We start from the raw sequence: 14,229 nt of genomic DNA, 5'->3' as shown, positions 1-14,229 counted from the left end.
CACTAAATTTATTTTATTCCGCAATTAAATTTACTGCTGTTTGTAATACTTTTTCACCGTTCATCATCCCATAATCTAGCATATCAATGACGTCCATAGGAATTCCAGCAGCATCAGTTTTACTTTTAATTTCTTCCTTCATATAACTGACCTGTGGCCCTAATAACAATACATCCGGATGAACACTTTCAATTTGATGGTCTACATCTGATGTTGATGTTGCAAATATTTCATAATCTTTTTTCTGCTTAGAAGCTGCCGCCTGCATTTTTGATACTAGTAGAGATGTAGACATACCAGCTGAACAAGCTAACATAATAATTTTTTTCTCCATGATTTTTTATTCCTTTCACTCTGCTTTATTATTTAATTCTTGCTCTTGTTCTTGATTACATAAATATTGATCATATTTTTTAGCGAATGGATAGTATCCGACAGCTGATATTACTAACGTTACCGCTTGCCATAAGGCCATCTTCCAACCTCCAATTAAAAATCCTGAAATAACTGCTGGCGTTGTCCAAGGTGCCGCAACACCATTTAAAGGTGGTACAATTCCGAAATAAATTACCCCATAAGTAGAGATTGCTACAATAACTGGTACCATGAAAAATGGTATAGCTAAAAATGGATTCATAACTAAAGGTAATCCGAAAAGAAAAGGCTCATTAATATTAAAAATAGCTGGAATAAGCTCAATTTTACCGATTGTTTTAAGCTGAACAGATTTAGCTGCAACTAGTGTGAAAATAACTAGTCCGATGGTTATTCCAGATCCCGTCAAGTTAATAAAATTATTATAAAATTCATTAGTAACAATATGTGCCCCGTTACCTAACGATAATTTACCAGCTTGATATAAAGCAGCGTTTCCAGAAGTATTAGGAATTAAGAAGGCTCCTGCAATTCCACCGACAATCAGTCCTCCGTGAACACCAAAGAACCAAAAGAATGATACTAAGAAGGCAATCAATATAGCCCCAATTAATGAATCTGATAGTCCTTGCATAGGTGCTGCTAACATCTTATAAATGAGATTTAACATATCTGTATTTAACACTGTCTTAATTAAAGCAAAGATTAACATAGTAACAGTTAATATAACACCAGATGGAATCATGGCAGTAAATTGATTAGCAACACTAGTTGGCACTTGTTCTGGGAGTGTTATTTTCCAACCAGCTTTAATCATTTTTGTATATGCCCAACCTACCAAAATACCTACAATAATTGCAGCCACCATTCCTTGACCGCTCAACCAACTAATGTTAATTACACCATTAACTGGCGACTGCATGAATGATTGAAGCGAATGAGGTAATTTGTCTATATTTTCTGTTATTGCAGAACCACTTAGGACCTCTTTACCAGCACTGTTAACAATACCTGCTCCATTTTTACCCATTACTCCGGCTAAAGGTGCGGCCACTTGGAGCATCTGTAACATCAAGAAAGATGATAATGCTGTCAATGCAGCGGGTAATGCCTCATATCCCTCATTACGAACATATACGTACGCGATACCAACTACCGCCCAGATAGATAAAATACCAAATGTTGTTGTATATGCTTGTGTGAAAAATGCTGACCAACCTGAATCTTTAAGCGCATCTGCAACACTTGGCACCGGGAAATTGGACAAAATTAAAAATATGGATCCTATAATAATAAAAGGTAATGCGTATACCATTCCATCTTGCAGAGCCCTTATAGGTTTTGTATTCACAAATTTCATAATTATAGGTAATAACTTATTCGTAATGAACGTGTTTGCTTTATTTTCAGTTTTATTTTCCATTATATTTTTTCTCCATTCTCTTCTAAGATATCCTTAAACCAATAATATGATTTTTTTGGAACTCTCTTCATATCTTTCAAATCATGATTTGTTCTATCAACAAAAACTGCACCATATCTTTTCTCCATGTCACCATGTGAACTAGGAATATCAATTAATCCCCAACCCAGATAGCCCACAACTTGAGCACCATCAATAAACATTGCATCCTTCATAGCCTTAATATGACTTTTATGATATTCAATTCGAGCATCATCTTGGATTATATTTGTGCTGTCCCTGTGCTCCTTGATGCCAATTCCATTTTCAATTGGAAATACAGGTAATCTATAACGATTATGCAAATCTGTAATTACATTTCGGAATCCTAAGGGATCAATATTCCATGACCACTCACTACTAGATAAATAAGTATTTTCTTCTACACTATAATTCATATATCTATTTGGTGCCTCGTCACTTGGAATTTTATCAGCATCCATGACCATTGTGCGATAGTAACTAAAGGAAATGAAATCAGATTTAATTTTATTTAAATATTGCTTATCTCTATCTTTAAAATCCATTTGAATATTATTCACTTCTATATATTTAAGTACTTCAGGAGAATATGATTGTCCGACAAATAACGAATTTAGATTTTCATAAATAAATTCATTTTGTTTTCTTACTGCAAAAGAATCTTTTGGATTAGTCGTTGCTGGATAAACTGGTGTATATGCCAACATACCTCCAATCTTAAGTTCTTTATATTGTTCATGAATATATTGTGCAATTTGTGCGTGAGCTATCATCGTATGATGGAATATGGTATACATATCGTCAATTGTTTTTTCCGTCTTGGTATATCCAGAAATATGAAATGTTTCATCAGTGAAGTATAGATTATGTTCATTAAATGTAATCCAATATTTAACTCTGTCTGAAAAATGATCAATAACGACTTTCCCAAACCTAACAAAAGCATCAACAGTTTTACGAGATAGAAATCCACTTTGCTTTTGGGCCAACGCTAACGGCATGTCAAAGTGATAGAGACAAACCATTGGCTCAATACCACGCTTAATCATCCCATCAATTAATCGGTCATAATACTCAAAACCTTTCTCGTTGATAGTTCCATCACCATCAGGTACTATTCGAGTCCACGATATCTGAATGCGATACATATTCATATTCATATCTGCAATTAAATCCAAATCTTCTTCATATCTGTTAAACTCATCAATCGCATCGTGCCAATCGGATACACCTTTATCTGAGTCACGGATATCATAAACTGATAGCCCTTTACCATCTGCCTGCCATGCTCCTTCTGTCTGCATACTTGATACAGAATTACCCCAATAAAAACCTTTAGGCATCTTATTTTCATTTATCATATATCAATCAACCCTTCTTCTAATAAATTATTTTTTAACTAAGAAATCGCTTTCATTTACTATTATATATCTTTTGTATAATAAAACAATACTTTTGTTATACAAAAGATATATGTTTTATTAAACTCTGGCTATCACTTATATAGAAAAGAGGGTAGTTGAGTGTTATAATTCGGTATTAACCGATTAATTAGTCATACTAAATATCGGTACAATATTCTCTAATTCTAAAATAGTTACATCATACCTATTTTTTTTGAGATCTAATTTTTAATAAGCAGAGTAATATACTTTTTAAAATCGCACCTAAAGTTTAAATAATACTAAATTTGACATTAAAATCTATGGGGGAACAGGGATTTATGAAAAAATATGAGTTAGTTAAAAATATAATTCGGGAACGAATACTTTCTAATATATATCCAAAAGGTAGCATTTTACCTGATCAAAAAGTATTATCTGCTAGCTTCGATGTCAGTTCAATAACCTTAAAGAAGGCGTTAGATGACTTAGCACGAGAAGGATTTATATTAAAAAAATCTGGTTTTGGAACAGTTGTTATAGGTCCCTCGACTCTTATCAATAGCGTTGATGCACCGGCAGATAATTTTGATGGATTAAGTAAACAAGAAGGACGGGACAGAATAACAAGTCACGTCATTAAGTTTGAAGTTGTATTCCCTCAAAAAGAGGTTCAAACTCATTTAAATATTAGTGCAGAAGAGCCAACATACCATATTATTAGACTCCGACTTTTAGATGGAAATCCTTTCATCTTGGAAGATACGTACATGCCTGTTAAATTAGTTCCAGGTTTATCAAAATCCGTACTGGAAACTTCCATATATAGTTATATTAAAAATACGTTAGGGTTAAATATGTCAGGTATGTCTAGAAAAATACAAGCCAGACAAGCCACTGAATTAGATATCAATTATTTAAACGTTGTTGAACAAACGCCAATATTAGAAGTAGAACAAATTGTTTGGCTTGTGAATGGTCACGCCATCGAGTACTCAAAATCAAGAAATGAATTTAATAAACGCTCTTATTTTGTTTTTGAATCAAATTAAACTGGCACACTTATGAACTAACTTACATTAAAAATAATTATCTGTACTTAATATATGTGGGTACGCAAAAAGGCATAATTCCAAAGTTATATTGGAATTACGCCTTTTTGCGTACAAAGTATTTAAATATTATTTTTATAAATTAGCATCCATGTTAAATATTATTTTTATAAATTAGCATCCATGTTAAATGTTAATTTAGATAATGTTAATCCTTCAGTAATGAATTGACCAATCATGTTCATCGTTCTTTCACGCATATCAGCAACAATTGCGTAATTTTGTTGTGTGAGGTAGTTTGTTAATTCATCCCCACTCATATCTGTAGATGCTGCATCAATATCAGCAACCATCGTCTTCAACTGTTGACGACATGCCTTTAAGTAATCAACATTTTCTTGAATAAAATGAGAATAATGTGATTCTGTTAACATCGAAACCGTACGATACATCCAATAAGCACTATTCATATCTAGTGTTAACGGTGTTTCGCTGTAACTTGGGTCTGTGTCTGTTGCATTCGTGTAGAATGGCACAAATGGTGCAAATGCTGGAACACCTAAACAGATCCACATTAATGCAGAATGTGCATCATCAACATTATTTCTCAATTGAAGAACGTGTGCATTTTGTGTTCTATTCATTGAAATAGGACGGAATCGTAAACGATCTTCATCAGCACCATGACCAAATGGATCATATTGTGTTTCATTGTAATGTGAACCTAAAATAGCAGTCACATCTTCAACACTGATTTTTTTATTTGCGTAACAAATGAATGGTAATTCACTTGAAGTTGGTTCTTGCTTAATTTCTGGATTCAAACAACGTTGACCATACCAGACACGAGGTGTGTTGTAATGACGATCTTTTTCTGTGTCTGTTCCAAAAATATGACGGAAGTTCCAGCCTGTTTTATCAGGGTTTAAATGATGCTCTTCTACATATTCACGGATACCGTCTGACCACATAAAGTTATCTGTATTATCAAAATCAATTTCTTGAATAGCAACTTGATTAGCTGCAACAGCATAAGCATCATCTGGAATACGTTGTGCAATCCAGTGATGTCCGGTAACAATTTCCATGTACCAAACATCATTTTTATCACTAAATAAGACACCATTTCCTTCAGGTGAACCGTATTTTGTAATTAAAGCCCCTAAATATTCAACACCATGTTTTGCTGATTTAATATAAGGTGCAACCATTGTTTGTAATGAATCTTCTGCTAAACCATTTTTAATTAAAGGATCGTATGCTAAAACACGTTCATTCGCATAGACACTTTCTGTTGCGCTCATTGCAACATTTTTTTCATTAATACTACTTTCATCAAAGACACCTTTGCTGGATACCTCAACATTAGGTGTTGCTGTCCAGCGATACCCATTTTCTGGTAATGGTGCAGTAAACCCATTTTTATTCGAAGTTAACGTTTCATGACGTCCGGTTACTGCAGGGTACATCAAGAATCGTTGTGGTGTAATAGGCAAAAACGTATCATCATTTCTAGCAATCATCGTTGAGCCATCAATTGTGGCCTTCTTACCAACTAAAATTGTTGTACATGCTTGTTCCATCATAAATAATTCACTCCTTCTCATTATTAAATACCCTTATAGTGTACAACTTTTATCTTCATATAAACATGCTATTTTTATATACTTTAAGAAACAGTTAAATCTAGTTTACAACTCTAGATGTAAATGCTAATATAAAGATATTACGTTAAGGGGGGTTATCATTTGAGCCAAAAAGTTCCATCATCTTTTTTAAATTGGCTAGATAGCTTAAAGAAAATTACATTACCTGATTGGCAAGATTTCCCGGAATTAGACCTTTATATGGATCAATCCGTGAAACTTGTTAATCAATACTTAGAGCCATTACACTTAATGCCTGTAACACCTACAATGGTCAATAATTACGTAAAAAAAGAAGTTATGTTTAAACCCATCAAAAAAAGATATCGCAAGGAACATTTAGCAGCAATCATTGTTATTACTGTTTTAAAATCTGCTTTTCCGTTAGATGTTATCAAGAATGGTATCGACCAAATTTTAGTCGATAACTCATCTGAAGATGCTTACATGAACTTCGCTTTAATTTTTAACGAACAACTTAAATCTTTAACCTTTGATACCAACTTAAAGCCCGTCACGACTGAAACAACAATCATTGAATTAGAACAACGAACGGCTGCAAGTGCCGTGATTAATCATATTATCAGTGAAAAATTAGTTATATTAATGAAGGAGGCCAATTAAATGATGAGTAAAGAAAAAATAGCAGTATTAGTAGATTCAGGTTCGGATATTCCTAAAGAATTTATGGAACAGGAACATATTTATATGGTCCCTATTTTAATTACATTCAGTGATGCAACTTACTTAGATCGTATCTCTATCTCACCTGCGGAAGTTTATGAACGTATGGAGACTGAGATTCCAACAACCGCAACGCCTTCAGGTGGCTCAATTAACGACGTTTTTGACCAAATTAAAGCCGATGGCTATACACATGTTATTGCAACAACGATCTCAAGCGGTTTGTCTGGTACTTATAATTCAATTAAAACATTCGCCAAATTATCATCATTAACTGTTGAAGTCATCGATACAAAAAATGTTGGTATTGGTGGTGGATTAGCTGGTATTTTAGCATCAAACTTAATTAAAGAAGGCAATTATTTTGACGAAATTGTCACAAAGGTTCAACTAGCGGTTGATAGAAGTAGTGTCTTTTTCTATTTACCAACCCTACACTATCTTCAAGTTGGTGGCCGTATTGGACGTGTCTCTGGTCTTATGGGGAATCTCTTAAACATCAAACCAATTATTTCATGTGATGAAAATGGTATTTATTATCCTATTGCAAAAGCTCGAGGCGAAAAAGCTGCACTAAAAAAATTATTATCACTCGTTGATGATAAGATTGGCGATTCTCTTCATTTCGATATAGCCGTTGCATATGGTAATAATGAGCCTTTAGCAGCAAGTATCTTCGAAACCTTAAAAACTAAGTATCCAAATGCTGAACATTTTTACTTTGGCGATGCATCACCTGCTCTTGGTGTTCATGCTGGCCCTGGTGTTATCGGTATTGGTGTTGAAATTTTAGACTAAAAATAAAGAAGCAAACCGATAAATACGGTTTGCTTCTTTATTTTTAGTCTAATTAGTTGCATACTTATTTTCAATTTGTTTAAGCATTTTTTTGAAATTTCTCTTCTTAAAGAAACTCATAAGAATACTCATGAAGGCATCATTCATTTGTTGCATCTTGCCTTTAGAAGTCATGACTTCTTTATAACTTAACAAACAACGTTTATCATCAATTACCTTAATATCGTAACTTACATCAAATTTATTACGATTGTTATCCGTTTGAAAATGATAACTTTCGTTTTCAACTATTTTTGTTACTTTTAAAGCAGCTGATTGTGTTTTTGAAAACTTTTTCGTGAACGCAAAACCCTCTAATTGATTTTTTGTTAATTTCTGACCTGTCTGATCTTTAATATCATATAGTACGGACTCCATAATTTGATCAAATAGATAATCTGCAGGCATTTTTAATTTCATTTCCATTTCCATCAGTCATTCGCCTCCATTTTTAGTCATTAAATCCATTTTGTTCTGTCATTTTTTTAAACCAGTAACCGCTCTTCTTAATTGTGCGTTTTGCTTCATTATCTAAATCAACACTAATAAATCCGTAACGGTTCTTGTAAGCATTTAACCATGACCAATTATCCATACATGTCCACATATGGTAGCCATGAACGTTACTACCTTCTTCAAGTGCCTTATGAACCCATTTCAAATGATCTTGAACAAATTCAATTCGATAATCATCATTAATTTGCCCATCTGCATTAATAAATCTGGCTTCATCTTCAACACCCATCCCATTTTCAGAGATGAAACAATCAATATTACCATAATTATCCTTAATATTGATTAGTGCATCATAAATTCCTTTTTCATAAATTTCCCAGCCACGATAAGGATTAACTTTTTTTCCAGGCATATCGTATACTGTATAAAAATCTTCAGGCATCCAGCCATTTTCACCTTCTGGTTCGGCTTTAATTATTTTCGCCGCTGCTCGCCTTGGTTGATAATAATTAACGCCTAATAAATCGATAGTATTTTCTTTAATAACATCTAAATCACTTTGATGATAGATTGGCATTAAGTCATATTCATGCAACCACTCAACAATATCTTGAGGGAAAGTGCCTTTAATTGCGGGATCTAAAAATGAACGATTAAAGAATCCATCAACAAATTTGGCTGCTTTAACATCTGCTGGATTTGTCTCATCTTTTGGATACGTTGGCATTAAATTTAAAATAATCCCAATTGTGCCACCTAAATTGAGTGAATGATACTTTTCAACTGCTTTAGCACTTGCCAATGCTTCATGATAAGCCACCTGGACACCATGCTTTAAATTACGTTCATCAGGTAAATGCCATCCATATAAATACCCACCCTCAACTGGAACAATCGGTTCATTTTGAGTAAACCATTTTTTAACGCGATCGCCAAATAATTTAAAACAAGTTTCTGCATAGTCCGTATACAAGTCTACAACTTCACGATTTAACCAACCACCATTTTCTTGTAACACCATTGGCATATCAAAATGGTAAAGGTTCATAAAAGGTTCAATTCCAGCGGCAATTAAATCATCTATTAAATGGTTATAAAAGGTAACAGCTTCAGGATTAACCTCTCCAGTGAATGGATTTGGAATCAAACGTGACCACTGAATTGAAGTCCGATATGAATTATGACCTGTTTGTTTCATCAAAGAGATATCTTCTTGGTATTTTTGATAAACCCTTGATGTATTTTCGGGTCCAACCTGATTAAAGAACTTTTCAGGGCTTGCTTGATACCAAGCATCCCAAATATTATCAGCTTTTCCATCTCCTGAAACACGACCTTCAGATTGTGGTCCACTCGCAGCTGACCCCCACCAGAAATCTTTTGGAAATTCATATTTAACCATAGTAAACTCCTTTATTTAACACAAAATCTCTTTACAGAATAACGTAAAGAGATTCGCTTTTATTTTATTTTTTTGCTGCTTCAGCTTCTGCTTCAGCTTTTTCAATTTGTTTTGTTGCTAAGATAACGAATGGTGCGTAAATTAACGCTGAGATAACCACATTAACTGCGGCTAAAACCCCACCAGCTAAACTCTTAGTTGCCAAAATCCCGCCAATTACTGGTGGTGTAACCCATGGGGGCATTACCGTTGCTGCTGGCACAATTCCAGTGGCGGTTGCAATATACGCAACAGTCACAAGTACCATTGGTGTCAAAATAAATGGTACGAACATAATTGGATTCAACACAATTGGAAGTCCAAACATCATTGGTTCATTGATATTGAAAATACCAGGAGCTGCTGATAGTGATCCAATCATTTTGTAAGGTTTATTTTTACGACCAACAATGAAGATGGCAATAATCAAACCAATAGTTGCACCAGTTCCACCTAAGTTAACAAATGAATCGAAGAAAGGTTTGTTAACGATAAAAGGAATTGTTTTACCTTCACTAAGTGCTTTAACGTTAGCTGCAATAGCAGGTGCGTTAATTGTTTGCATTAATGGATCAATCATATTAGCTCCATGTAAACCAAAGAACCATAAGAATGGTGCAATAAATGCTAATAATAATGCTGATGGATATGAATTTGCCAAGCCCATAAATGGTTCTTGAACAAGTTTGTAGAATGATGCAATAATATCAGTTACGCCGAATCCTTGGAATAATGTATTGATAAAGGCAAAGATTGTAACAACAATCATTGCTGGAAATAATGAAGCGAATGCTTTTGCAACAGCAGGTGGAACACCATCAGGCATGTTAACGATTAAATGTTTGTTACCACTTAAACGTTGGAATAATTCTGCTGAAACCAAACCGACAACAAGTGCAACGAATAATCCTACTGAAGACATCCCAGCTAATTGCAAACCACCTAAAGCGAAGAATGAAGCAACTGATACTGTACCAGCAGCCATACCATCTTTACCATATGATTTTGCAACGTTATGAGCTACTAAGAATGCAACGAATAATGACATAATACCAAAACTAGCATTCCAAACGCCTGCTCCTACACCCTTCCAGATTGGAACATCGTTAACTATTTTAGGAAATAGTCCGTCCATAAAATTTGAAAAACCTGGAATTGGTAAGTTATTAATTAATGTTCCCAGAGCACCTAAAATCATAAGTGGCATAATAACAACGAATGCATCTCGAATTGCCACCAAATGTCTTTGTGCCCCAATTTTTGAAGCTACTGGAATAAAGTGAATATCCATCCATTTTATAAATTTGTCCATGAGTAGTTCCTCCTTAAAGTTTAGTACTTATCCTATTTTTTTGTATAGATCTACTACCTCACCAGCTAAGTCTCTAAATGTAATCGCATTCATTAAATGATCTTGTCCATGAACCATTAATAAACTAACTGGTACCGGATCCCCTGAAGCTTCTTGCGTTAACATGGCTGTTTGAGAATGATGTGCTTCAATGAGTGATTTGTCAGCATCAGCTAACTTAGCAGCTGCGGTTTCAAAATCGCCTTTTTTAGCGGCGTGAATTGCTTCCATAGAATCACTTTTAGCGTTTCCACCATTAACAATCAGCCCCATGATTGTTTGCATTTGTGCATCATTTTCGTTCATATCTGATTACCCCTTTTATTTTTTATTTAATTAAGCTTTTAGCTGTTGCAAGAACTTTTTCGCCATTCATCATGCCGTAATCTTGCATATTGATAACTTCTACCGGAATATTTTTGTCAGCAACCTTTTTTTCAAATTCATCTTTCATAAAACGAACTTGTGGGCCTAACATTAAAATATCAACTGGTTTTGATTCAAGCATTGAATCTGCCTCTGAAGCACCAACTGCAAAGATTTCTGAATCATAGTTCTCTGCTTCTGCAGCCTTTTGCATTTTTGACACCAATAAACTTGTACTCATACCCGCTGAACAAACTAACATAATCGTTTTCATAATTTGCCACTCCTTTTTCTATTTATACTCTTATATACGCAAGTTCCATGCCAAAAATAAAGACCATCGAAAAGGCTTTAAGAAAGCGCTTTCGATGGTCTTTTATTTTATTTGCACACTACTAGTCACTATTACACACTGACTTTATTCAACGTATTACCCATAAAAATTTGGACAATATAGGCAACTTCATCATCTGAAATCTTAATATTATACATTTTTTCAACAATAATCAGGGCCGTTTTAACTATTTCCATCTGTAAATGATTCTCAGCTGAAAATTCTTGGACATTCTTAAACGGTTTAATTGATTGATTTTTCAATCTTGAATCTACTAGAAATGCTAGATGCATCATGATCCCTACGATAATCTCTGGATCAAGAACAATCTGTAAATCTGATTAAATTTTAATAATCATGGTTTGAATAGTATGAATTAAATCTGGGACAGAATTAACTGAATTAATACTACCTTCCAATGCATTAATTGTTTCTCGCGTTAAGTCGTTATCAGACAACATCCGCTGCAAAACTTGTAAGGTTTCATCATTAAAGATATCTAAAGCAGAAAAGAATGGCACTCTTTGGTAAGAAACCTCGACGGTACCAACAATTGCCTTCACATCATAATCGCGCATTAATGTATTAATGTGCTTTTTAAATGCATCTTTTTCTAAATATTGCATCCGAATTACTTTAACTTCGTCTTCGTTTACAATTGGCATAATACGATCATATAATCTTGCGGCGACACCTTCGCCGGTAAAACAAGCTACGATAACTGCTTTTTTCCTAGGATGCATATGGAAAAACTGCTCTTTTACAGACGATTCAAAAATATGTTGTGCATTTGCGTAAATATCTTCTAGTTCACGACCGGCAATCGCAATTCTTAATGATTCAAGCACAACTAACGTACTCGTCATTGAAACAGCTCGAATATTAATCCCTGTTTCTTCACCTAACATTGATGCAAAACTAGTTAAAGAGCCCATGTCAGTTAAAAGTAATAACCCTTTTTTCAATTGTTCCTGACTATCCAGTACATAATCTCGTACTTGATCATAAATTTCCGAAACATTTACATCAAGTGGCATATTAATTGCTTTTCCCTTTGTTGTACCAAGTAATTCTTGTGCTGTCTGTAACATAGAAGAAGCCGTTGATGCCCCGTGCATTAGCACGATGATACCGACTTTAATTTCATTTTGTTGTTTCTTAACACTTAAATCAGAGCTCAAAAACATTGTAATAAATCCAATTTCATCTAATGGAATTTCAATATCAAATTCATGTTCAATTTTATCTGCCATTTCCAGTGCAACACGAAAGGCTTTTGGATTTTTTTGTCGTAAATTATTTAAATCAGGATGAATAATTGCGACATTTTTCCTGATTCTTTCAATAGCACTAACAAGGTGTAATCCAAATGCAAATCGTGCATTTTCATTATATTTTTGCCCTAATTTATTCTGGGCTAAGTCATAAACTTCATTGGTAACCGTCCAAATATCATCTGGTAGTAACTCTTTTCGAACGCCTTCACCCGATAATTGTTCAATGTAATCTTTAAAATAACCTTTATCATCTGAATCGATTAACGTTTTAAGATTTAGTGATTTAAAATTCTGTTTATCAGTTTCACTCACTTTTTTATCAATTGTTTCATAAACCGTTGGTTTTTGATCGTTTTTTTCTACCGTTTCGCTATTTTTAAAAGTCACAACTTTTGTATTTTTTTCATTTGTTCGTTTCGCTAAACGTTCCATTAAGACATCAATTTTTTTATATTTGGATTTACCTTCCAAACGTCCTTTTTGAACATTCAATGGTAAGTCTTTTAATCTGATATATAACGAAGCCGTTTCATGCGTTCTAAAATACAAGAAGGCCTTTGCACAAACAACTTTAATATCCCTCTGAATTTGACCAATATTTGCTTCAGGCTCGTATAACATTAATGCAAGCATCGCATCTCGCTCAACAATAATATCTTGGCTCAATCTACCGACTTCTTGTTCAAAAAAATTCATGACTATCCCATAACGTTCATCAATTGTTCGTTTTGAGATAGGCGGTAATGTAATTGCCATTGGAATACGTCGATTAAATGTGCTCAAAAAATTTTCTGACGTTTCAGTCGTTGCCCCAATAATCTGTACACTCGCTTCTTTAGTAATTGAAGACTCTCCTAAAGGCCGATAAAACCCCTTATCAATAAAGGTAAAGAGCATTTCTTGTCCCTCAGGAGGTAATCGATGAATTTCATCTAAGAATAAAATACCACCGTTAGCTTTATCCATTAATCCTTTTTTATCTTGATCAGCACCTGTGTAGGCCCCTTTTTTAACACCAAATATATGCGCAAAAAGTAACTGTGGATTATTCGCATAATCCGCACAATTAAACCGGATAAAAGGCGCATCAGCCTTCACCATTTCTGATTCTAATGCAAACTGATACATACATTCAGCAAACAAAGATTTACCCGTTCCCGTTTCACCAAAAATAATTGTGTGTAGTCCTCTTGGTGGATATAAAATGGCTGCTTCGGCTTGTTGGATCATAACCTTTAATGAATCATTAGACCCGATTAACTTTTTGAAACTCATCTCTTTAACACTTTTATCATTAATTTCTTTTTGACGTGTTTCTTTTTCTTCAAGTGATGCCCACTGATAGAGAACAGGGCGCCCATCACTTTTTGTAACGTCACCATTTTTATATAAATCATTCAAATAACGACTCACATTTGCGCGATTGCAATTAAGCTCGTCTGCAATCTGTGTCGCATCCATCGCTATTTCCTTATTTTTTAAAAGATTATAAATATCATTTTTTCGATCTCCCAAGTTATCACTACTCCCTTACACGCTAAAAGAAAACGCTTACCACTAGTATACCGCAATCTTTTTTACATT

Annotated in this window: 12 protein-coding genes and 1 pseudogene; 3 read left to right on the top strand and 10 right to left on the bottom strand. The window is 34.1% G+C overall.

Annotated elements, in window-relative coordinates; translation table 11 throughout:
* Positions 1-13: 13 nt before the first annotated feature.
* Genes AC1RPQ_RS01030 through AC1RPQ_RS01020 form a run of 3 tightly spaced genes read right to left on the bottom strand, consistent with a single transcriptional unit; the run spans position 14 to position 3,180 of the window.
* A complete protein-coding gene (locus tag AC1RPQ_RS01030; RefSeq protein WP_481760977.1) occupies positions 14-334 on the bottom strand; it encodes a PTS sugar transporter subunit IIB in 321 nt (106 codons plus the stop codon).
* A gap of 15 nt (positions 335-349) precedes the next feature.
* Positions 350-1,798 (bottom strand): PTS sugar transporter subunit IIC, encoded by a 1,449-nt coding sequence (locus AC1RPQ_RS01025; protein WP_481760978.1) that lies wholly within the window; start codon positions 1,796-1,798, stop codon positions 350-352.
* Positions 1,798-3,180, bottom strand: coding sequence for a glycoside hydrolase family 1 protein (locus AC1RPQ_RS01020; protein WP_481760979.1), 1,383 nt, complete (start codon positions 3,178-3,180; stop codon positions 1,798-1,800). The genes AC1RPQ_RS01025 and AC1RPQ_RS01020 overlap by 1 nt, the downstream gene beginning before the upstream one ends.
* A gap of 362 nt (positions 3,181-3,542) precedes the next feature.
* Here AC1RPQ_RS01020 and AC1RPQ_RS01015 point away from each other — a divergent pair, with 362 nt between their 5' ends.
* Positions 3,543-4,253 carry a GntR family transcriptional regulator gene (locus tag AC1RPQ_RS01015; RefSeq protein WP_481760980.1) on the top strand — a complete coding sequence of 237 codons (711 nt, stop codon included), beginning with the start codon at positions 3,543-3,545 and terminating at the stop codon, positions 4,251-4,253.
* Positions 4,254-4,420: 167 nt separating this feature from the next.
* Here AC1RPQ_RS01015 and AC1RPQ_RS01010 read toward each other — a convergent pair whose 3' ends face one another.
* Positions 4,421-5,839, bottom strand: a complete 1,419-nt coding sequence (locus tag AC1RPQ_RS01010) for a C69 family dipeptidase (RefSeq protein ID WP_481760981.1) — start codon at positions 5,837-5,839, stop codon at positions 4,421-4,423.
* A gap of 162 nt (positions 5,840-6,001) precedes the next feature.
* Here AC1RPQ_RS01010 and AC1RPQ_RS01005 point away from each other — a divergent pair, with 162 nt between their 5' ends.
* Together AC1RPQ_RS01005 and AC1RPQ_RS01000 are read left to right on the top strand one after the other, a co-directional pair.
* Positions 6,002-6,523 (top strand): DUF1836 domain-containing protein, encoded by a 522-nt coding sequence (locus tag AC1RPQ_RS01005; protein WP_481760982.1) that lies wholly within the window; start codon positions 6,002-6,004, stop codon positions 6,521-6,523.
* Entirely contained in the window at positions 6,524-7,381 is an 858-nt protein-coding gene (locus AC1RPQ_RS01000) for a DegV family protein (protein WP_481760983.1), read from the top strand.
* Positions 7,382-7,429: 48 nt separating this feature from the next.
* On the opposite strand, the gene AC1RPQ_RS00995 is transcribed toward AC1RPQ_RS01000, so the two are convergent.
* The 6 genes and pseudogenes from AC1RPQ_RS00995 to AC1RPQ_RS00970 form a co-directional block, all read right to left on the bottom strand.
* The gene (locus tag AC1RPQ_RS00995; RefSeq protein ID WP_481760984.1) at positions 7,430-7,852 is read right to left on the bottom strand and encodes a DUF3284 domain-containing protein; all 423 of its coding nucleotides are present in this window, start codon (positions 7,850-7,852) and stop codon (positions 7,430-7,432) included.
* A gap of 19 nt (positions 7,853-7,871) precedes the next feature.
* Complete coding sequence (locus AC1RPQ_RS00990; protein WP_481760985.1) at positions 7,872-9,278, bottom strand: glycoside hydrolase family 1 protein; 1,407 nt, start codon at positions 9,276-9,278, stop codon at positions 7,872-7,874.
* A 64-nt stretch (positions 9,279-9,342) separates the two neighbouring features.
* Positions 9,343-10,629 (bottom strand): PTS sugar transporter subunit IIC, encoded by a 1,287-nt coding sequence (locus AC1RPQ_RS00985; protein WP_409021736.1) that lies wholly within the window; start codon positions 10,627-10,629, stop codon positions 9,343-9,345.
* Between the two features lie 27 nt (positions 10,630-10,656).
* Complete coding sequence (locus tag AC1RPQ_RS00980) at positions 10,657-10,974, bottom strand: PTS lactose/cellobiose transporter subunit IIA (RefSeq protein WP_481760986.1); 318 nt, start codon at positions 10,972-10,974, stop codon at positions 10,657-10,659.
* A gap of 22 nt (positions 10,975-10,996) precedes the next feature.
* Positions 10,997-11,308: a PTS sugar transporter subunit IIB gene (locus AC1RPQ_RS00975; RefSeq protein WP_409021738.1), complete on the bottom strand. Its 312-nt coding sequence runs from the start codon at positions 11,306-11,308 to the stop codon at positions 10,997-10,999.
* Between the two features lie 131 nt (positions 11,309-11,439).
* Positions 11,440-14,160 (bottom strand): annotated as a pseudogene (locus AC1RPQ_RS00970) (sigma-54-dependent transcriptional regulator).
* Between the last annotated feature and the right edge of the window lie 69 nt (positions 14,161-14,229).

The sequence above is a fragment of the Dellaglioa sp. CoH-57-MRSF-21 genome, assembly GCF_056781915.1.
Note: the sequence above shows the minus strand (reverse complement) of the source record. Positions and strands in the feature narration are given on the sequence as shown.